The sequence below is a fragment of the Corynebacterium sp. HMSC077D03 genome, from assembly GCF_001808545.1.
Lineage (GTDB): Bacteria > Actinomycetota > Actinomycetes > Mycobacteriales > Mycobacteriaceae > Corynebacterium > Corynebacterium simulans.
Map to the genome: position 1 here is coordinate 1 of NZ_KV793658.1, position 20,855 is coordinate 20,855.

The following is a 20,855-nucleotide window of genomic DNA, read 5'->3' on the forward strand; positions in this document are numbered from 1 at the left end:
CAGGTGTCCACCACATGGGGGTCAGGTCCCATCGATGCCATGCTTGCTGCCATCCACGAACAGACCGTATCCATTGCCGGCGCAGAATACGCCGAACTTGGCGTAGCAATGTCCGCCACAGATGCACTAACCAAACTCGAGCATCGTAAAGAAATCGAAGCGCAGGTACTCAAGCTGATTCAGGACATTCCGCAGACCGAGATTCTTTTATCCATGCCTGGTATCGGCCCGCGTAGCGCAGCGCAGATCCTCATGACTGTTGGCGATATGTCCGACTTCCCCGATGCAGCGCACCTAGCATCCTATGCAGGGCTATCACCGCGGACGAATCAGTCAGGAACGTCTATCATGTCGAATTCGCCTAACCGGGCTGGCAACAAAAAATTAAAGAACGCCCTATGGCAATCGTCTTTTGCATCGATCAGATTCCACGAGCGTTCCCGGCAATTCTATGAACGAAAACGCAAAGAAGGCAAAAGACACAACGCCGCAGTCGTCGCACTCGCACGCCGGCACCTCAACGTTCTCTTCGCCATGATGCGAAACGGCGAGCTCTACCGAGACATCTCCACAGTCCAGGAGGCCGCAGCAGCCTAGAACCAACAGACCCTCACCTCAAGCCGATTGCACAGCAAGCCCAATCGGCTCCTCACCATGCCCGAAAACAACATCCACAAGGAAAAGCAGAAACCCTTCACACCCCCCAACAAACTCACCCACGGAATTGACAAACTATATAGGAACACCTCCCTGGGCGATGGTGCAGGCGCGGAGAGCGCCGCTGTTGCCGATGCCGCGCCCAACACCGCGACGGTAGTAGAGTACCCGCTGCCGGTGCAGGAGTTTGCGGTGACCCGCTACGATTTGCCCGCCGGCACCACGGTTTCCACGCAGCTTCCCGGACCGGCCATCGCCCTGGCTACTTCTGGTGTGGTCACGGTAAACGACCTGGAGCTAGCCCCGGGCGAGGCCGCCTGGTTGCCGGTAACCGGCGGCGACACTACCCGCCTTAGCGCGGCCGCGGGTAAAGATTCGCAGCTCTTTATCGCGGCGGCGCGCCCTGCGCGGCAAGTAGCGCTACCGCGCCGCTGGGGACGCCGCCGCGCGACAAGTAGCACTGTCGCGCTAACCGGCGCTATTTACGACATGGTGGGGCGGCGGAACGCAGCTGCGGCGGCTAGCAGCACTACGGTGAGTGCTACCATCCAGGCCACGAAAGCCCAGACTGCGGTGCCGGGCTGGCCGGTGGCAAGGATTTCGGCGCTTGGCGTGCCGTCGATGGCGGCGCCGGCGCGGGCGGCGAAGGTAAGCGGATTCCACCGGGCGATGGGTTGAACCACACCAGCGAATTGCTCCACGGGCACGAGGCCGCCGTTAAGTGCCATGGCCGCCATGATGATGGGGGCCGGGCCAATGGCGGCCTCCGGGGTGGCGCACATCGCGCCCACCATGGCCGATAGCGAGGCGGCCACCACCGCGCCGAAGATGATGACTAACAGCACCCAGCCAAACCCGGCCAGCGTGTGAATACGCAGGCCAGAAGCCACGGAAGCCAGCAGCACCGCGCAGCCGGAGATAAGGCTGCGTAAGGAATCGAAACACCAGCGGCCGAAGATCTCCGGGCTGGTGCCGTAGCGCGTGGTCGCGATGCGGGTGGTGATACCGCGTTGGCGTTCCTTAATTATCTGCGCGGCGGCGGAGGTGCCATTCATCAGTTCGCTGGAAAGGATGAGCGCGATGGTAAGCGGTAACGCGTCGAGCGTGGCAGAGCCTTGCGAGGCCGCCATGAGGTCGCCAAACAGCCACCGCATGACCAGGAACATCAAAACGGGACCAGCCACGGTATTGGTAATTACCGCGCTATCGCGGCGGGCGGCGCGCAGGTGCCTTCCAAAATGCGTGGCGACAGTGGACAGCCAGGTGGTGTCGTGCGACACGGTGGCGGTGGTGTGGTTAGTCATGTTTCCTCCCCTGGAAAGCGGTGATAAAGCCCCATACGCCAACGACGGTCATGGCGATGAGCCAGCACAGTGCTTCGACTCCGCGCGCCCCCAGGGCAGCGCCACCTAGTAGGTTGCGGGCGGTGTCCAAGATGGGAGATAGCGGTACGTGCCGGATGATGGGGCCAATGCCGCCGGGCAGCGCATCCGCAGGCACGAATGCGGTGGAGAACATCACCATGACCAGCACGAGGTTTTGGAAGAGCAAGGACGCCGAGGTGGGCTTGGGGGCCAACAGGCAGGAGCCATCGATAAACGCGGAGAGGATGATGGTGAGGGCGGCGAAAAGGGCGATGGTAAGGATAATACGACCCGGTCCGGCAGCGTAGCGGGCACCGAGCAGGATCGTGGTGAGGACGACGATGCTGCACGACCACGCGGCGCGGGTGAGATCTGCCAGCAGCCGGCCGACGACCGTGGCCCAGGCGGGCGTCCCGGTGGCGCGGATGCGGTCGTGGATGCCGTTTTCGGCGTCACGCGTAATCGCCAAGGAGGAGCCCCCGGCGGCGAACACAATCGCCTGAATAACGCCGGCGGGCAGGAGGAAGGCGGCGTAATCGATGCCGAGTTCCGTCGAAGCCTTGGCGAAGGTGGCGTAAAAGATGACCATGAACAGGCTGGGTATTGCCACGGCGGAAACCATTACGGCCTTGTTGCGGACGGTGCGCAGGACATTGCGGTGCCACGAGGCAGCGACTGCTCCGAGCGCGTTCACTGGGAGCCTCCACCGGTGTGGGGAGCCTGCTGCGCGATGTCGCCGGACCCGGCGATAGCGAAGTAGACATCGTCCAAGGAGGGCGGAACCAAGGAGACGTCCGCGACCGAGGTGTCGTCGCCATCCCACAAGGCCAGCGCCCGGACTAGGGTGCGGTGGCCATCGGGCGCATCGACGCGCAATACGGTGTCCTCTTGGCGGCAGTCGATGCGGTGTTCTTGCAAGGTGTGGGTGAGGCGTGCGGCATCGTCCGGGCTAGACATCGTGATGAGGCACACCGTGGTGCCATAGCGGTCCTTGAGCTCGGCGGGGGTGCCTTCGTCGAGCACCTTGCCTCCGGCGAGCACGGCGACGCGGTCTGCGAGCTGGTCAGCTTCTTCCAGGTATTGGGTAGTAAGCAGGATCGAGGTGCCGTCGGCCGCCAGCCCGCGGACGGTATCCCACACGGAGCTGCGCGCGGCGGGGTCGAGGCCCGTGGTCGGCTCGTCGAGGAACAGCAGCGCGGGCGGGACAGTGAGGGAGGCGGCGATATCTAACCGCCGGCGCATGCCGCCCGAGTATGCCGAAACCAGGCGGTCGGCGGCGCCAACCAGATCGAAGCGCTCAAGAAGTTCCGCGGCGCGGGCCTTCGCATCGCTAGCTTTAAGCCCTGCCAGGCGGCCAAAGAAGATGAGGTTTTCCTTGCCGGTAAGCTCCTCATCCACTGCGGCGTATTGCCCGGTCAGCGCGATGGAAGCGCGCACCTTGGAAGGATCCGTGGCTAAGTTGTGGCCATCGATGATGGCGGTTCCGCCCGTGGCGGGCAGCAGCGTGGAAAGGACATTGACCAAGGTTGTCTTGCCGGCACCATTGGCGCCTAGGACGGCGAGGATGCCCCCGCGCGGAATGGCGAGGGTCACACCGCGCAGGATTTCCGTTCGCTTCTTGACTTTTCCCAGGCTACATCGCAGATCTTGGACATCAAGCACCAGGTCGCGGCCTTTTGCGTGGGCGCTGGTTGAGGGGACTGCGGTGGCGCTGGGGTCACCGCTAGCGGTTGCCGTGGTGGGGTTTTCTTTCATGATTCATCCCTGGATATACGTCAACGGTCTATTAGACGGCGCACCGATTCTCCTACCGCAGAAGGAAAACCGATTATTGCCCGCGAACGATGGATTGTGGTCCACGGAGCAAGCGCCTGGGGTAGTGCCAACTAATCCTTAGAAAATGATGTATGTCTAGCGGCACCGGGTCGTGCACAGCGCCCCGCAGGAGAGGGCTGCACAGGTCGGCTGATCGGCGGCGACGCTGCAGGTTGCTGCAAAGTTGAGCATACCATAATTAGGCATGGCATGCTTGACAATTAAGTCGAAGGCCTGTAAGCTACCAAGTGTGAGCTAAGAATCTGGGTATTCCGACTAGTCAGGGTCAAACCGCGTGGCTGACCGTAATTCGTATTGTGGCTCGCGCCTCTCAAGCACAAAGGAGTATCCATGGATTCTCGAGAGCAAATCGAAGATAAGATTCTCTGCGGTCAGCCCTTCCGCCCTATTGAGGACCCGGATCTCTATTACGAGATGATGGAGGCGGCGGAGAAGTGTCACGATCTCAACCAGCTTCGTCCACTTCAAACAGCGGAGAAGCAGGCAGTGATGGCAGACCTGCTTGGTGAACTGGGGGAGCGCTTAATGGTTTTCCTGCCATTTCATGTCCAATATGGCTCGAAAATCAAGGTCGGAGATGGCGTGACCTTCAATCGAGGAACGACGGTACTTGATATGGCCCCGGTGACATTTGGCAATGAGGTCATGGTTGGTCCATGGTGTTCCTTCTTTGCTGGCAATCACGCCTTAGACCCCGTAGAGCGGCAATACATGGTGTGTACCGGGGGTGCGATCACCATACAAGACCATGTGTGGCTTGGTGGCAATTGCACGGTAACTGCGGGTGTCACGATTGGGCATGGTGCAGTAATTGGTGCTGGCAGTGTTGTGACAAGAGATATTCCGCCCATGGTACTCGCAGCCGGTAATCCGTGCCGAGTCATTCGTGATATTGGCCCGGAAGATAAGCTCATGGGGGAGTCTTGGGTTCCTGAGTGGCCTAGTTGGATTACGGATTGAGACGGCTGTGAAAGTTCTCGCGGTCGTCCTGGGTTCTGAGGGTGATATGCTGCCATTTGCGCACCTTGGTGTCGCACTTCGAGATCGTGGCCACCAGTTTGTTTTGGCTGGGTTTAGCGAATTCGGCGGGAGTTTTCGTGCAAACGGGGTGGACTACATCGAGTTACCCGGTGATTACCGGGCGTTAATGAAGCGCCTTTTGGGCGATAGTAAAGGCATGATGGACACTGTCTTAGGTATCCGTGAGATGATATCTGACGCCCACGTTTTCGATGTGTTAGAGCATGCCATGGATGGCGTTGACGTGGTCATGTACACCCAATTCAGTGAAGTTGCTCGGTTGTTAGGGGCTGCACGCGGAGTCCCCAGCGTTCGGGTGCAGGTTTTCCCTACCGAACCCTGCCTCCGTTACAGCCTCGTGGATCCGCGAAAACTGGACGGCTCTGTCGGAGCTCTGGTCACCCACTGGATGTCCAATACTCTGATGGCTTGGGCGATGCGCCCAGTGATAGCGGCATGGCGCCGTAGGTTGGGGCTGCGTCAGCGAGCGCTCTCCTCTCCACCAACCACGATCTACCAATTCAGTCCCGCGTTGAGTCCGCCGGCGCCGGAATGGAAAAACCACATTCACGTCACTGGCGAGTGGCTTGACCCGCACCACAGTGAACTCGCCCTAGACCCAGCAGTCGAGGAGTTTGTGGCTGCCGGCTCGGCCCCGGTTCTGGCAAGCTTTGGGAGTATGGTCTCAGATCGCGTTTATGACCTTCAACGATGGACTCGAGACGCGTGCATCGAGCATGGTCTGCGGGCGATAATCGTCGATCCCGATCATGAGCCTGGTGTGAGAGAAGGAATCCTCACCGTCGCCCGGGTCCCGTTCGCGACTGTGCTTCCGTGGTGCCGTGCAGGCATCTGCCACGGCTCACTGGGCACCACCGGGGCGATCCTGCGCGCCGGCAAGCCGTGCCTTGCGGTTGCATTCGGTGGTGACCAACACTTCCATGCCAACGCAGTTTGTCGAAACGGTGCCGGGCCGAACTATATTGACGCCCAGCGAGGCGAACTGAGTGCCCAGTCCCTGGCCGCCGGAATTGCCGATTTGGTAAGTGGAGCATACGACTCCGCAGCCCGCAGGATGCCCGAGTTGCTTGCCACAGACCCGGGTACCGTCGCAGCAGTAGAAATCGTGCTTAATCAGTCCGACCTAGCGAAAGGCGAAAAATGACAGAAATCAGCTGCGAGGGAGTCTTTCCGTTTGTGGCCGGACATCGCACTGGAACCCTCTTGTTTTGCTTCCATCACGCAGGAGGCAGCGCTTCCGTCTATCGTGGATGGGTGGGGGTCAACCCAAGCATTGACGTGGTGCCGGTGGAGCTTCCCGGAAAGGCAACCCGTCGCCGAGAGAAATGGGTAAGCGACTTTGACAAGCTCGCCGATATGTGCGCAACCGAGATAGTAGATCTGGCGGCGGGCGCGCCGATTGCGTTGTACGGCCACTCCATGGGGGCAGCGCTGGCCTACCAGGTTGCTGCCTGCCTGCAGCAGATGCATCGGCCCACTATACCGGAAGCCGTGGTGGTGGCCGCACGGCAGGCGCCCGGAGAAACCGTGCCTGGGGAATACCACTCGTCAATGGGGTTCGGTGCGCTGCGCAGGGAGTTTGAGAAGGTAGGTGGCACACCACCTGAGATCCTTGCCAATGATGATGTGATGAAGCTGCTGCTCGCTGACATTCGTCGCGATTATGTGTTACACGAGGGCTTTCACCATGCAACCACGGTGCTTCGCTCTCCTGTGCTGGCATTGGCGGGGGATAGCGACCCAGCTGTCAGCCCAGAGATGCTTTCCCGGTGGGAAAATTTTACCAGCGGTAGTTTTGAACTGAAGGTCCTGCCGGGTGGGCATTTCTTCCCGCTCGATACTGGAACCGAGTTCCTCGACCTGCTTGCCGGTTTTCTAGCGGGAATTACTGGGAACACTGCCTGGTTAGCGCGGAACAATGCGTGATTGTGACTGTTAAGTAAAGAGGCCCCGATGACCGAACAAAAACCACCCATTACCTTTAGGCAAATATCTCAACCTGCCCACCGGCAGATCACGGTGTCGCTGCTATTGGCGGTGCTGGCGGCGGTTTTGTCGCTGGTGCCGGTAATCGTGCTGGTTGAGCTGGTGCGCACCGTAATGCTGTCCTTCCAGGGAGAGCCGATAGATGCGTCAAAGCTGTGGCTGCTAGTCGCGGCGCTCATGGTGGCCACCGTCCTACATGGACAGGCAACCGTGAAGAGCCTCCAGGTAAGCCACCAGGCCGACGGCCTTTTGGGCGAGCACTTACGCCAGCAGCAGATTACCAAGCTGGGTAGGCTCCCGCTGTCTTGGTTTACGCGGACACCTTCGGGGACTGTGAAAACCTACATCGAAGACGACGTCACCAAGATCCACCAGCTCATCGCCCACGCGCCGCACGATTATTCGGCCGGTGTACTCGTACCGCTATTGAGCCTGGGATACATGTTCGTGGTGGACTGGCGGATAGGCCTGCTGGGCCTGGTACCACTGCTGTTGGCAGTGGCCACCATGCCGTTTATGATGCGCGAGTTTCAAGAAAAGGCGGAGAAATTTAAGTCCAGCCAGAAGCAGCTAGACGCCGCCGTCGTAGAGTTGGTGCGCGGCATCCCGGTTATCAAGGTGTTTGTTCCGGAAGGCTACGACGAGAGCATTTTCCTTAGTCGTTCCCGGAGTTTTGGTGGGTTCTATCGCGAGTGGTTGCACGCCACCGTACACCCCACCGCTTTGATGAAGATCTTCACCTCCACCGGGTTTGGCCTGCTGGTGGTAGCCGCGGCCAGCCCGTGGCTCATCACGTCTGCGGGCGTACCAGTGGCCGATGTGCTGGCAGCGTTTTTGTTCATCAACAACATCGCCGCGCCTCTGCTTATGCTTTCGCGCACTAACATCATGTTTTCGGAGGCGAAGGCTGCCGCGGCGGATCTCACCGAGTTCTTCAACATCCCGGTATTGCCGCCCGCTGCTGGCGGCAGGGAGCCTGCAAACGCCGGAATTGAGTTGAAAGATTTAAGCTTCTCCTACGTGCCGGACACCCCGGTGCTTTCCGGCATTAACCAAAAACTTACCGCCGGCAGCATCACTGCGGTGGTGGGACCTTCCGGCTCGGGGAAGTCCACGTTAGCCGCGCTCATCCCCCGGCTATTAGACCCCACGGAGGGGTCGGTGCGCATTGGTGGCGTCCCTAGTACTGATCTCCGATCTGACCAGCTCTACCGTAGGGTAGGGTTCGTCTTCCAGGACCCTTACCTTATGCGGATGAGCGTGCGGGATAACATTCGCCTCGCTCACCCGGAGGCCACCGACGCAGACGTGGTTCGCGCCGCCCGCGCCGCCCAGATTCATGAGCGCATTACCCATCTGCCGCGCGGCTACGACTCGGTGGTGGGAGAGGACGCGCAGCTTTCCGGTGGCGAGCAGCAGCGGCTGGCTATTGCCCGGTCCATCTTGCTCGACGCGCCGATCCTCGTGTTGGATGAGGCCACCGCTTTTGCGGATCCGGACTCCGAGGCCGCGATCCAGCGGGCCATTACCGAGCTGGTGGCCGGGCGCACGCTAGTAGTTATCGCACACCGGCTCCACACGATCACCGGCGCTGACCGGATCCTCATGCTGGAAAACGGTGAGGTCACCGAAGCAGGCACTCACGAAGAGTTAGTGGCGGCAGGCAAGGGCTACGCCACGATGTGGGCACGCTACCAAACCGCGCAGGCGGGCATCCAAGGGGAGGAAAAATAATGATCCGCACGCTCTATTCACTGGGCAGTCCGGCTGATCGTCGCCGTCTGGTGCTGGTCCTTACGCTAATTGGGATTTCCGCGGTGGCGTTGGCCATTGGCCTTATCCTCATTGCACTGTTTTTGGACACGCTGTTTAGCGAAGATCCCGCGCAGGCCGCAGCATGGTTGCCCTGGATCATTATCTCCGTCCTCGTCTACGCCGCCGCAGACTGGCCCACTGAGGTTATTGCCCAGGACCTGGGGCATGATTACGTGCTGCGCATCCACCGGCTTATCGCCGATCGCACGGCACAGCTACCCCTGGGCTATTTTGAAGAAGATCGCGCCGGCCAGATCGGTGTTGTAGCCACCAGCGGTGCGCTGTTTGCCGCTAACGCGCCGGCAATGATGCTGCGGCCCATGCTGCACGGTGCTGCCTCGGCCGGTTTGGCTTGCGTGTTTCTCATCGCCGTGGACTGGCGGCTGGGGCTGGTTACCGTTGCAGTGGCTGCCGTGGTGTGGTTCGCCTATAACCGCCTAATGCGGCAGTACCGCGTGGCAGAGCGCCAGAAGGGCGAGCGCAACGAGCACGGCGCCGCGGAGGTGCTGGAGTTCGCCCAGGTGCAGCCGGTGCTGCGCACGGCTGGGCCGGATTCGCTGGGGGAGCGCGCCGTGCGCGCCTCGATTCGAGAGCAGCTTAGCGCCCAGCAGCACACCCAGAAGACAGGTGAGATGATCATGGGTCGTCTGGCTTTAATCATCATGGTCGGTACCGTGGTCATTGATGCCCTGGCCACCGTGCTACTTCTCAACCACTGGCTAGAAGCAGGCACCTACATTGGCGTCATTGTGTTGGTGTTCATCCTGGCTCGCGTTGCTATGTCGGGCATACCCTACGGCGAGGGCTTGGAATCCGCGCGCAATACCTTAGATGAGATCCAAAAGATCCTCGATGCGCGGGTGTTGCCGGAGCCTGCGGTTCCGGCGGCGCCACGCGACTATGGCATCGAGTTCGATGGGGTGGGCTTTGGCTACGAACCCAACACCCCAGTGGTCCGCGACGTGAGTTTCCGCGTGGCGCCCGGAACTACTACTGCGTTGGTGGGTCCCAGCGGCTGTGGCAAGAGCACCTTGCTAAAACTTGCGGCACGCTTCTATGACGTTGACCAGGGGACCATCCGTATCGGTGGTGTGGATATTCGCGATCTTGGCTCCCGGGCGGTGTTGGATTCGCTGGCTATGGTGTTCCAATACGTGTACCTCTTCGAGGACACACTGTATGAAAACATCCGCCTGGGCTGCCACAATGCAACGCGGGAGGAGGTGCTCCGCGCAGCGGAGTTGGCCGGTGTCACCGAGATTGCCCGGCAGCTGCCGCAGGGGTTTGACACCCTGATTAGCGAGGGCGGGCAGAATCTCTCCGGTGGTGAGCGTCAGCGTGTCTCCATCGCTCGTGCGCTACTGAAGGACGCGCGGATCGTGCTGCTTGATGAGGCGACTAGCTCTCTAGACGTGCAGAATGAGCACCTTGTGATGCGCGGTATGAAAACGCTTTCTGCCGAGCGCACCATCGTCGTCATTGCGCACCGGCTGCACACCATCCGCGACGCGGACCAGATTGTGATGATGAGTCCCTCCGGCACCGTGGAGTCTATCGGCAACCACGAGGAACTCATGGAGAGTTCCCCACGCTACCGCAGCTTCTGGGGTGAAAAGAGCGACGCCACCAGCTGGAAGCTGTAGGGACTAGCTGTCGCGGCCGCGTAGATACCGTACCGTGCGCGCCAGTGCGAGATCATCGCACGGTTCGCAGGCGGTAAGGCGGCCTTTTTCCACGCGCAGGAGAAGATCGCAGCACCGCGCCACCAGCTCCATGTCATGGGTTACTACCAAAACGGTCTTGCCCTGCCGGGCTAGGGCGTCTAGCAGGTGGGCCACCCGGTGCATGCGGCACAGGTCCAGCCCGCTGGTGGGTTCATCGAAGACGATTACCTCGCGCTCACTTAGGACTGCTGAGGCGATGGCCACGCGCTGGCGTTCGCCGCCCGAAAGCGACATCGGGTGCCGGGCCCGCTTGTCCGCGAGATCAAGTGCACCAAGCACCTCGGTAAGGCGCGCTTCGTTTTTCCCATCCGGTCCACTGGTGCCGATGATTACGTCGGACTCCACGCTCTCCCCGAAAAGCTGGTGGTTTACGTCCTGCATTACTAAATAGGACTGGCGCAGGCGCTGCCGGGGACCCGAGAGCGAGCGGTTATTGATGTCCACCACGCCGGTGGCCTTAGATTCCAGGCCAGTCAGAACGCGCACAAAGGTAGATTTTCCGGCCCCGTTGCGTCCTACCACGCCGATGACTTGCCCTTGCGGCAACTCCGTGTGGCTGATGCTCAGGGATGGCTCTGTAGCCTTGGGGTAGGTGAACTGTAGCTTTTTGAGCACCATCGTGCCACTTGAAGGGCGTGGCTCGCGGGTCACCTCGGGGACCTGCTGCGCTGAGCGCAAGCCCATGCGGTACAGTTCGGCCTTGTCTAGGGTGCGAAACTCCGAGCCGCTGAGATCATGAGCGATCTGCCCGTCCTGCATAACCAGCACTCGGTCCACGATGTCAACTAGGTAGGAAAGCCGATGCTCAGCGATCAGGACGGTGCGGCCCTGTGTCTTCCACTGCGCGACGATGCGGCGCAGCTCATCGACGGCGGCGAGGTCGAGATTTGATGATGGTTCGTCTAGTAGTAGTACCTGTGGGTGCATCGCGGCCACTGAAGCGCATGCTATTTTTTGTTTCTGGCCGCCGGAAAGTGTGAACAGGTGCCGGTCGAGGAGATGAACCATGCCGAAATCTGCGGAAAGTTCCCCAATACGCTGTCGAATCTCGTTGGGCGCCACGCCGAGGTTTTCGCAGCCAAAGGCGAGTTCGCTGGCTACTTCCAGCGTGAAAAATTGCGACTTGGGGTTTTGGAACACTGAGCCTACGCGTTCGGCGATGTCGTGTGGGTGGGCATGAGTGATGTCTTCGTCGTCCAGCAGCACCTCCCCCGAAATCTGGGCGTCGCAGAACGTGTGCGCCACGCCGTTTATCAGGCGTAGCAGGCTGGACTTACCGCAGCCTGATTCGCCACACACTAGAACTAGTTCGCCCTTCGCCACGGTGAGATTTACGTGGTGCAGCACCGGCTCCGCTGTGTTTTGACCATAGGATAGTGACACATCGTGCAGCTTTATCACGGCAGCATCACTATATTTACCAGTAGTAGGATCAGGGACACGACGAGCACGCTTATGACTATTGCGTCGCCTACGCGGAAGCCTATCTCGCACAGCGTGGTTCGTCGGCGAGGCGAGCCCAATCCGCGGGTCACTGCAGACATAGCCAGCTCGTTGCCGATGCTCACAACGGACGCCAACAGTGGCACAAAGCGGTATTCGAGCATAGCGATCGGGTTGCGCAGGCCCGAGATGCCACGCATCTGCATGGCGGTGCGGATATCGCGGTATTCCTCGAGAATCGTCGGGAAGAACCGGAACATGATGGACGTGGGGATGGTCAGGGCGTCGGGGCTCCGCATGCGCTGCATCGCGGCCATGAATTCGCTGGCCGAGACGGTGCGTAGTAGGTACCAGCAGCACGTGATGCCAGGGAGGATGAGCGAAAGCCCTGCGAACCACGTAGCGCACACGTCCACGATGATGTGGCGCTCGGGCAGGGCCTGTACCACCACCGCAGGAAAGCCAGCGAGCACCGCGAAGGTGAGTGCGTATCGCAGTGCAGCGGCCACCATGCCGGAGGCGAGGAAAAGTGCCCCGGGAACGGCAATGAGCATCCACCGGGCGGTGCTGCCCAGCGCCCCACTGGACCCGGCCGGTGAGATGAGCACCGAGGACACCACGAGGATGACCAGCACCGTGGTGCGTGGGTCCAGATGGAGTCCCGCTGTGTGCGTGCCTGATCCGGGCAAAGTGGGCGACATCAGGCGATTCCTGCTCGCTGGAAGTGCTTGGTGAAGATGCGCCGGCCGAGGATCCCGCCGAGGATCCCGCAGACGAAGGTTACTATCACAATGATGAGGAATAGCCAAGTCATCTGGCCAATAGAGGTGAGGCCATCCGCGAAACTAGCACCATATTTGGTCTGCATGCCGCTGCTCTCTATGTAGCGCCGAGTGGTGAAGAAAAGCGGAATATATGATGCGGTGGGTGACACTGCTATAAAGGCATAGGCGATCACACTGTGTATTGCGCTCGTATACTTGCCGGCGCGCAAAATTAACTCGGCAAACACGGCCATGACCAAGCTGAGCAGCAGTGGCCATATGCCTAAACCAAGCAGCAGGCTGGCGAGGCCGCTGAGAAGAAGGAATATGAAGACCATGCCGGGCTTGTGCACCTTGGCCAAGAACAGCATCATCGGGATGCCCAGGATGAGGGCCTGAACGCTGGTGATCATCACGTAGGTGATGGGGGTGATGCCGATGAAGGCGATGACCACGCCGGCTACCAAGTTGATGACGAAGAAGATGCCGATGTTCATCAGGTCGGTGATGTTCAGCCGTCCTGCTTTTGCATCTTTCGGGGTGGTGTGGGGAGTACTGGGCATGATGTTTCCTTTCAGATTAGGCTGCTTGTGCGTAGCACTGGGTTGGGGCAAGTGGCTTGTCAGGTGAGTGAAACAGGTGTGGCATGAACTCTAAATTTCGCCTTCTTCTACGTCGCTGCCGACGATGTTGGCGATCAGGTCGGACAATTCTCGGACCGTTGGATGGTTGAATACGTCACGTATGGAGATCTCTACTGACATTTCTCGACGAATCGAGTTAGTAAGCCGCACGGCCGTGAGCGAGTCGGCACCGATGGTGAAGAAGTCATCGTCGATGCTGATCTCCTTGGGCCCGAGGAGTTCTTGCAAGATGGTAATGATACCCGAATCTCGGTGATTACGAGAGCGTTCCCTTGTTTGTGGTTGTTCAAAGGTTTTTCCTTCTAAACTCTTGCGATCAATCTTGCCGTTCCAAGACCGTGGTAGCCCATCAATGCGTGATATCACGCGTGGACGCATATAGGCAGGGAGAGACTCGGCGAGGTGGTTATTGAGTGCTGCCATGTTAAAGCCCTCATGCGTAACAACGTAGAGAACAATGCCATGGTCGTTGACAGCGACGCAATCGCGGAGTTCGTTGAATTTTCGTGCTGTTGACTCGATCTCACCGAGTTCGATGCGGTAGCCGTTGACCTTAACCTGACCGTCCTCGCGCCCCAGGAAGATGATGTGACCAAGGTGATTGTAGAGGGCCTTGTCGCCCGTGCGGTACATTCGTTCGCCGGTGCGGGGGTGGGTGATGAATGATGCTGCGGTCTTCTCTGGGTCCTTCCAGTACCCCATGGCCAGGCCACGTCCGGCAATGTAAAGGTCTCCCGGCACATGCGTGGGTCGGGGGTTCAGGGCCTCATCGAGGATGTACATTCGCTGATTTGCCAGCGGCGTTCCATAGGGAATGCTGGTACGCGAGGCATCATCGACGCCTACCTCGTACCAGTTTGACCATATCGATGCCTCGGTAGCACCCCCAGCAGCGAAAACTGTGCAGTCCCGGAAGAGGGTGCTGACCTGGTAAGCGATATTTACAGGTATCCAATCTCCGCTGAGTAGTGCCGACCGTACGGAGGAACCAATGAGGCTCCGTTCGCGGAGGTGTTCCACGTACATCGAAAAAAGTGCTGGCACAGAGTTCCACAGCGTCACCGAGTGCGTAGTTACGGCATCTGCCCAGCACTGCGGATCACGTTTGTCTGCTGGAGATGGCAACACCAAGGTAGCACCCCGCGCGAACATCCCGAAGATGTCGTATACCGATAGATCGAAGTTTAGCTCTGAAATCCCCAATATCCGGTCGGTCGGAGTCACCCCGAGGCGTTCGTTGACATCGACAATCGTATTGACCGCCGACTCGTGGGTGATGGCTACTCCTTTGGGAGTGCCCGTCGTACCAGACGTGTAGATGACGTACGCAAGCGAGCTGGGTGTCGGACTCGATTCGCTTAAGGCCTGGTCACCTGGCCGATGCCGGGCGACATCGGCCAGAGTGATGACTGTGCAGTGCTCGGCTAACGCAGCGAAATCATCGTCCGGATGGTCCATCGCAACAATGGATGCACCCGCATCGTTGATGATGGAAGTGTTACGCCCCACCGGTTGGTCCACGCTCAGCGGCAAGTAGGCGCATCCGGCCTTCATTGCGCCTAGTACCGCTGCGATCTGTTGTGCGGACTTTTCCATCATGATGCCAACGAGATCACCAGGCGCCGGGTCAGTTGCAGCAATAAGCTGGGCCCACTTATCCGACTGCTCATTGAGTTGCTCGTATGTCCATTGCGTGGTGGCGTCTATCACCGCGAGGTTGTCACCATGCTCGGCAAGTCCCTTCTGATACAGCCCCAGTAGGCTCTTATCCGCTCCGGGGAGTTCCCGGTCTGTGTCGTTGATTCGATCTGCGGTGGGCGCGTTGGTCGTCGGAGCTATGGTACTGGTGGGCGCGTTCCAGAGTTCAGGGGACTCTGCGAGGTGCGAGAGAGTGGCTGTAAGGCTGGTGAAAAGCTCCGCCACCATGTCGTCGGGGAAGATCGCCTCGACCGCGTCCATATTCAGCATCAGGCCACCATCGTGTTCATAGACCTGGAGGTCCATCCATACCTGTGGCGTCTGCGATAGGCCATGATCGATTACGCCCAGGTAAGGACTCTGATCTGACTCGGGGTGCTCCACGACGCCCAGGCCACACGTGAAGACCACCGGCATGGTTACCCGAGCACCGCGTTGCTTAGTAAGCATTCGCTGCACCGACACGCCGGAGACACTGCCGTGATCGAGATTGCTGAACATGCGCCTGTGTAGCGCTGCAGCGCGGTCCCGGAACGATGGTGCACACTGGGTATCCACGCTGAGAATAGATAGGCTGGTGAAGTCGCCAACTATGTGGTCAACCTCGGGGGCGAACCGAGTGCGGTCGAATCGGGTCAGGTTGATGCTAAGTCGCGGCTCATCGCTGTACCTCGCTAGGACTTCGGCGTATACCTCGGCTAGGAATACGGCTTCGGTCATCCCCTCCTCACGTACCCGTTGCTTAATCCGGCGCCACTTCGCAGCGTCCACCAGGGCGTGGTGGCGGCAAAACTGCGAGGTATTAGCGCCGTTTGTGTCGGTCACCGGCAACTGCGGTGCAGGATAAATAGTATCCACTGCCGATTCCCAATAGGCTTGGTCACGCTTATGGATGTCGCTGTGTGACAGTTCAATCGTGGCTTCGACATAGTCTTTAAATGAATAGGGGATTGCCGGATCGAGACTGTCTACGCCGTGGTCGTAGGCCTGCTTCCACTCACGGAAAATGTGGAACATGCTCCAGCCGTCGATAAACAAGTTATCGAAACTTAAAAGCAGTCGACCCGCGTCGGGCTCGGCTACGTAGCGCACGTCAAAGCATGGCCACTGAGTGGGATCAAACTTCTGGCGGGACATTTCCTCTCGGATTTCATCGAGAGTATCCTCATTGTCGGCGTTGCCGGAGCGAATGAGGGCAATGCGGTAGCGTGGTACTTCGGGCAACACACGCTGACTCAATCCGTCCTCACACACGACGGTGCGCAGCATGGGATGGCGTTTAATCAGGGCATTGAACGCGTCTTCCACTCGCTCCGGGTCTAGGCAGGCAGTGGACATTTCAAAGTAACAGTGGCTGGAAACGTCGCCGAGTTCGATGGCTCCAGAGCTGCCGATGAGATAGGACTGCTGCACCTCAGTCAGCGGGAACGGAGCGTACTGTTCAGACCCGTGAACAATCTTGGGAAGATCCGATTGCTGGTGGGGGACTTCGGCTATCTGGTCAATTCGGGCGGCCATGTCGCGCAGCAACGGAACGTCAAAGATATTCTCTAACGGAAATTCCACGCCAAAACACTGTTCGATGGTACGGCGCAGGCGTGTTGCTGTGAGAGAGTCACCACCCAAGCGAAAGTAGTCTGAGTTCACGTTGGAGCTGGTGTGCAGCAGCTCATCCCAGATATCGATGAGCCGTTTCTCGGTGGCGGTGTGCGGAAGTTCGGTGACAGCGGGCTCGTTGTCGAAGTATTCCGGCACTAATGCTGTGAGCGCTTTGCGGTCAATCTTGCCGTTGCTGGTGAGTGGAAACTTCGCTAGCTCCAGGATGCGTTTCGGTAGCATGTACTCCGGAAGGCGGGTGGCCAGTAGGTTTGTAGCCTTGGCATAGTCAGAATCGCATAGTGTGACCGATTCGTTGGAACTAGCGCGTTCGGCGATGATAAGCGCCGTCGTTTTAGTGATCTCTACATGCTCTACAGGTTTCCACCCAGTGCGCTGCAGGATTTCTTTCCAGCTGCGGGCGCTGAGTAGTACTGTACCGGTTTCGGCCCGAGCGTCCGTGGTATTGTTGGCAATAAATGCGGCGGTGATATCGGACATCGGGGAGGGGGCAGTGGGCTCTACCACCACCATCGTTGCTCCAGGGGCGCTGAGGCCCCAGGCCTCACAGAGCGTTTTCTCGATGTCCTCGCTCTGGTGCAGCGTCTGGTTGCACAGCACCAAGTCCGCCTTCGTCACTGCCTCCCCAGGAGTCGGTTGGGGCGTGCTAGTGACTCCGAGCTGGCGGTACGTGAAGGTGTTACCAACACGTTGTCCGGCATGTTCGAGGTGATGACGATAGGGATCAGCGAGCACGTATGCGCTCGTCCCCGCGATAGCCGCGTAGTCCGCAGAGGCCTCGGGCCGGCGTGACCCGATCTCAAGAATCTTGAGCTCGCTGGTTGAGTGGGTACTGCATTCACGCACAACCGCGCCGAGGACCCGGTGAACCAACCGACCCAACGGACGGGTTGCGAGGAATTGCTCCACCGACATCGAATCTGGGCTTTGGATGAACTCAGCGATACTGCGCTGCTTCTCCGCCATTACGAAGGCTTGCTCGAAGGGGGTGACAAAACGCTCTAACGCGCCGAACGACTCGTCGTCTAGAAGCAAGTCTGCGGTAGCCGGGTGTTCATCTGCTTTGCCTAGCCATGTCTGCCAGCGATTACGGTGTTCGCGGAGGTGGTTTGGGGTCCCCACGCCGGTGAGTTGCTCCTCCCAGCGTCGCATCACTGAGAAGGCATATGCGGTCTGTAAATGCTCATCGTGCTCGACGGACGTGCGGATGTCGCCCTCGGTCAGCACGTCGTTGACTTTGGCGCGCAATGACGTCGCAAACTGCTCCGGAGTAGTTCGGGCAACATGTGACGGTGTGAACTGAGCAAACGTAACCAAAGATGGTGACGATGATGCACCTTGGTGCGTGATACACACGGCACGCTCTATTGGCAGCAACGCTTCACACGCGGACTCGATCTCGCCGAGTTCGATGCGGTGGCCACGAACTTTGACTTGGTTATCCGAGCGGCCTAAAAACTCGATCGTCCCATCGGCCCAGAACCGGCCCATATCGCCTGTGCGGTACCAACGTGAGTCCTCCGAGATTACGAACTTAGTTTCGGTGAGTCCGGGGTCGCCGACATATTGTGTAGCTACGCCCAGGCCGCCAATCCACAGCTCCCCCACAGAATAATCGGGACAGTCCTGGCCATTGCTGGACACCACCCGGTACATCTGTTTGGCAAGCGGCCGACCATAGGGAATTGAGGTCCACTCGGGTGACACTACATCGAGGTCGAGACCATTGGACCAGATAGATGCCTCCGTCGCACCGCCCATAGCTAATAGGTGTGCCTGCGGGGTAACCGTGCGCATGCGCTCAGGCAGGCTGGTATCAATCCAGTCGCCAGATAGCAGAACATGGCGTATGCTGCTGAGCTTGCCCGGTGTCCGATCAGCCGCAGATAAAAGCATCTCAAACAAAGTAGGCACCGAATTCCAGATAGTTATGCCTAAACTATCCACCAGCGATACCCACTTCTTGGCGTCGCGGCGCGCATCATCTGGGATGGTTACCAGTTCGCCGCCAGCAGAAAGGAGCCCGAAGGCGTCGTACACCGAGAGATCGAAATCAAAGGAAGATACGCTTAGTAGGCGGTCTGTCGGACCAACGCCCAGGCGACGGTTGATCTCGCTAATGGTGTTCCATGCAGCACCGTGGCAAATCTCGACTCCTTTTGGTGTTCCAGTGGTCCCAGAGGTGTAGATTACATAGGCTGGGTCTTGTGGATGCAGCTGCGGAAGATTGGCTGTGCCGGTAGCGCTCGTGAAATCTACTACCTGAACTGCAGTTTCGCTCAGAACCTTATCGGGTCGGTCAGTAATCAGATGCGTTACTTGGCTTGCCCCCAAGAGAGCGGCAATACGAGATTCCGGTTGCTGTAGACTCACCGGTACATATGCTCCGCCCGCCATCATCGCGGCTAGCGCACCAATAATCTGGCGAGGACCACGCTCCACCATCACTGCAATCAAAGCGCCTCGCTCAACCCCGGAATTCACCAAAGCAGAGGCGATGGTGGTGGCTTGCTCTTCCAAATCTTGGTAGGTAATAACGTCGCCGCTTGCACTGCGAATGGCCGTGGCCTGGGGGTGGCACCGTGCAGCGGCAATCACCTCATCGACAAGGGTGGTGTCAGGCAGCCGCCAAGAGGCAACTTCGGCACGTGACGCTCGACGGGCCTGCGCTCCTGGGCTCTCTACCGGGTCTGAATGCGAGAGATCGTCGGTGATTGCCTTGTCAATCTCCATCACTAGGGTGGCGAAGAGATCGTCCAGCATCTTCTCGGGGAACAACTGTTCAACTGCGTCGCAGACGATTAGGAAGCCGTTGACGGTGGTGAAGACTTGGAGGTCAATCCACACCTGGGGGGTCTGGGAGATCATGTAGCTAATCTCTCCGAAGGTATCTATAAACTCTTGGCCAACCAGTGGGTCTCCCAGGTTGCAGGAGAACACCACGGGAGCCAAAACTTGCTCACCTCTGGAAGCACGTAGGTCTCGCAGCACCCGCACCGCCGAATACTGTGAATGTGACGAATCCTCATAGAAAGAGGCCTGTATATCCTTGAGGTCCTCGCTGAAAGTGCGGCGTGTGGACTGATCGATACTGGTGAGTGTCAGGGCGGTAAAGTCTGCGACGACATTCTTTATCGCTGTGTCTGAACCGCGGTTGAACAGAGGTACGGCCATGAGGAATTTTTTATTCTCGCTCCATTGGCCGATGGTGCGGGCGTAGGCGGTCAGCAACACCATTGCTGGGGTAGTAGCGTGGTGTTCACACACCTCACGCAAGCGCGACCAAGTTGCCGAATCGAATGATCGACTGCGGCGTACAAACCGGTGTGCTTGTTCCTCGTTGGTGCCGTGGCTCATCGGCAAGGTTGGGGCACCCGGCAACTCGGAGAGGCGATTGCGCCAGTATGCCTGGTCACGGTCGATATCGGCGACGCCTTCGCGAGCGTGTCCAGCGAGGTAGCGAGCGAAACTCCACGACGGGTCGGCGTCGGGGGCTTCACCGGTGGCGTAATGGTGGGCGAGGTCGTGCAAGATAATTTGGAAACTCTGCACATCGCACACAAGCAGGTCGATATCGAAGTGAATAACTGCTACATCCTGAGGGAGGAGGCTGACTTCTAAAGATACCACATGGCCGGTAGCTATGTCCAACAGTCGGTGCGAAAGGCGTTCGCGCGTGGATAGCAGAGCTTCTTCGCGCGTGGACTCGTCCATCTTGGTGAGGTCATGAACGAGGATGGTGGGGTGGGGCGGCTCTGGCAGCACATATTGCTTGCCATCTTCGGTGTAGCAGGCGCGCAACATCGGGTGGGAACGTAGCAGCGTCAGCCAGCTTTGTTGCAATCGGTCGATATTGATACTGCGGGATTCGACCTCTACGTAGCCGTGGGTGCCCACCCCGCCCAGTTGCTGCGAGGAATTGCGGCCAATCCAATAGGCGTATTGGACATCTGTGAGGTCAAAGGGTACGGAATCGTCGATGGGAGCGGCAAACCCATCTTTGGGGGACTCAATGGCGTCAGTGCTGTGGTTTGGTGTGGATTCTACAAGCATCTTCGCCCACTGCCTTACCGTTGGGGCGCGCATGAAATCTCCAAAGGAGACGCGGTGTCCCTGTTTCATCCAATCAGCGAGCAGACGGACTGTTGGAAGTGACTCCAGGCCGTGGGAGAGCAGGTTGTCGTCGATGCCGATTTCGGCATCTTCGCCGAGGATCTGGTGGAGCGAGGCGAGGAGTTCTTCGCGAATTTGTTCCTCTTTGATCAT

The 20,855-nt window shown here is 59.0% G+C and carries 13 protein-coding genes; 6 read left to right on the forward strand and 7 right to left on the reverse strand.

What is annotated here, in order from left to right:
* The coding region (locus HMPREF2888_RS01655) for a transposase (RefSeq protein WP_141744803.1) at positions 1 to 597 on the forward strand (597 nt) is incomplete at its 5' end.
* Between the two features lie 542 nt (positions 598 to 1,139).
* Here the strand turns inward: HMPREF2888_RS01655 and HMPREF2888_RS01660 are convergent.
* From HMPREF2888_RS01660 to HMPREF2888_RS01670, 3 genes are read right to left on the reverse strand one after another with little or no spacing between them, the layout of a single operon-like run.
* Entirely contained in the window at positions 1,140 to 1,961 is an 822-nt protein-coding gene (locus HMPREF2888_RS01660; RefSeq protein ID WP_014303356.1) for an ABC transporter permease, read from the reverse strand.
* Positions 1,954 to 2,715 (reverse strand): ABC transporter permease, encoded by a 762-nt coding sequence (locus HMPREF2888_RS01665; protein ID WP_014303357.1) that lies wholly within the window; start codon positions 2,713 to 2,715, stop codon positions 1,954 to 1,956. The genes HMPREF2888_RS01660 and HMPREF2888_RS01665 overlap by 8 nt, the downstream gene beginning before the upstream one ends.
* Complete coding sequence (locus HMPREF2888_RS01670; RefSeq protein ID WP_014303358.1) at positions 2,712 to 3,776, reverse strand: ATP-binding cassette domain-containing protein; 1,065 nt, start codon at positions 3,774 to 3,776, stop codon at positions 2,712 to 2,714. The genes HMPREF2888_RS01665 and HMPREF2888_RS01670 overlap by 4 nt, the downstream gene beginning before the upstream one ends.
* Before the next feature lie 411 nt (positions 3,777 to 4,187).
* Between HMPREF2888_RS01670 and HMPREF2888_RS01675 the strand changes: the two genes are divergently transcribed.
* The 5 genes from HMPREF2888_RS01675 to HMPREF2888_RS01695 are packed head-to-tail and all read left to right on the forward strand — an operon-like array spanning position 4,188 to position 10,342.
* Entirely contained in the window at positions 4,188 to 4,817 is a 630-nt protein-coding gene (locus HMPREF2888_RS01675; RefSeq protein WP_014303359.1) for a sugar O-acetyltransferase, read from the forward strand.
* Positions 4,818 to 4,824: 7 nt separating this feature from the next.
* Positions 4,825 to 6,042 carry a glycosyltransferase gene (locus tag HMPREF2888_RS01680; protein WP_023018094.1) on the forward strand — a complete coding sequence of 406 codons (1,218 nt, stop codon included), beginning with the start codon at positions 4,825 to 4,827 and terminating at the stop codon, positions 6,040 to 6,042.
* The gene (locus HMPREF2888_RS01685) at positions 6,039 to 6,824 is read left to right on the forward strand and encodes a thioesterase II family protein (RefSeq protein WP_023018093.1); all 786 of its coding nucleotides are present in this window, start codon (positions 6,039 to 6,041) and stop codon (positions 6,822 to 6,824) included. Before HMPREF2888_RS01680 ends, HMPREF2888_RS01685 begins: the two co-directional genes overlap by 4 nt.
* Positions 6,825 to 6,851: 27 nt before the next feature.
* The gene (locus HMPREF2888_RS01690; protein ID WP_034970331.1) at positions 6,852 to 8,618 is read left to right on the forward strand and encodes an ABC transporter ATP-binding protein; all 1,767 of its coding nucleotides are present in this window, start codon (positions 6,852 to 6,854) and stop codon (positions 8,616 to 8,618) included.
* Entirely contained in the window at positions 8,618 to 10,342 is a 1,725-nt protein-coding gene (locus HMPREF2888_RS01695; RefSeq protein ID WP_061926046.1) for an ABC transporter ATP-binding protein, read from the forward strand. Before HMPREF2888_RS01690 ends, HMPREF2888_RS01695 begins: the two co-directional genes overlap by 1 nt.
* A gap of 3 nt (positions 10,343 to 10,345) precedes the next feature.
* Here HMPREF2888_RS01695 and HMPREF2888_RS01700 read toward each other — a convergent pair whose 3' ends face one another.
* From HMPREF2888_RS01700 to HMPREF2888_RS01715, 4 genes are all read right to left on the reverse strand, one after another.
* Positions 10,346 to 11,806, reverse strand: coding sequence for an ABC transporter ATP-binding protein (locus tag HMPREF2888_RS01700; protein ID WP_227917020.1), 1,461 nt, complete (start codon positions 11,804 to 11,806; stop codon positions 10,346 to 10,348).
* Between the two features lie 14 nt (positions 11,807 to 11,820).
* Positions 11,821 to 12,567: an energy-coupling factor transporter transmembrane component T gene (locus HMPREF2888_RS01705; protein WP_014303365.1), complete on the reverse strand. Its 747-nt coding sequence runs from the start codon at positions 12,565 to 12,567 to the stop codon at positions 11,821 to 11,823.
* Positions 12,567 to 13,193 carry an MptD family putative ECF transporter S component gene (locus HMPREF2888_RS01710; protein ID WP_014307391.1) on the reverse strand — a complete coding sequence of 209 codons (627 nt, stop codon included), beginning with the start codon at positions 13,191 to 13,193 and terminating at the stop codon, positions 12,567 to 12,569. Before HMPREF2888_RS01710 ends, HMPREF2888_RS01705 begins: the two co-directional genes overlap by 1 nt.
* A 90-nt stretch (positions 13,194 to 13,283) precedes the next feature.
* Positions 13,284 to 20,855 carry a non-ribosomal peptide synthetase gene (locus HMPREF2888_RS01715; RefSeq protein ID WP_070455854.1) on the reverse strand — a complete coding sequence of 2,524 codons (7,572 nt, stop codon included), beginning with the start codon at positions 20,853 to 20,855 and terminating at the stop codon, positions 13,284 to 13,286.

What these genes read in the sequence shown, in the direction of transcription:
- HMPREF2888_RS01660 (WP_014303356.1), bottom strand. Translation starts at nt 1,961, where the DNA reads ATGACTAACCACACCACCGCCACCGTGTCGCACGACACCACCTGGCTG.
- HMPREF2888_RS01670 (WP_014303358.1), bottom strand. Translation starts at nt 3,776, where the DNA reads ATGAAAGAAAACCCCACCACGGCAACCGCTAGCGGTGACCCCAGCGCC.
- HMPREF2888_RS01675 (WP_014303359.1), top strand. Translation starts at nt 4,188, where the DNA reads ATGGATTCTCGAGAGCAAATCGAAGATAAGATTCTCTGCGGTCAGCCC.
- HMPREF2888_RS01685 (WP_023018093.1), top strand. Translation starts at nt 6,039, where the DNA reads ATGACAGAAATCAGCTGCGAGGGAGTCTTTCCGTTTGTGGCCGGACAT.
- HMPREF2888_RS01690 (WP_034970331.1), top strand. Translation starts at nt 6,852, where the DNA reads ATGACCGAACAAAAACCACCCATTACCTTTAGGCAAATATCTCAACCT.
- HMPREF2888_RS01695 (WP_061926046.1), top strand. Translation starts at nt 8,618, where the DNA reads ATGATCCGCACGCTCTATTCACTGGGCAGTCCGGCTGATCGTCGCCGT.
- HMPREF2888_RS01705 (WP_014303365.1), bottom strand. Translation starts at nt 12,567, where the DNA reads ATGTCGCCCACTTTGCCCGGATCAGGCACGCACACAGCGGGACTCCAT.
- HMPREF2888_RS01710 (WP_014307391.1), bottom strand. Translation starts at nt 13,193, where the DNA reads ATGCCCAGTACTCCCCACACCACCCCGAAAGATGCAAAAGCAGGACGG.
- HMPREF2888_RS01715 (WP_070455854.1), bottom strand. Translation starts at nt 20,855, where the DNA reads ATGATCAAAGAGGAACAAATTCGCGAAGAACTCCTCGCCTCGCTCCAC.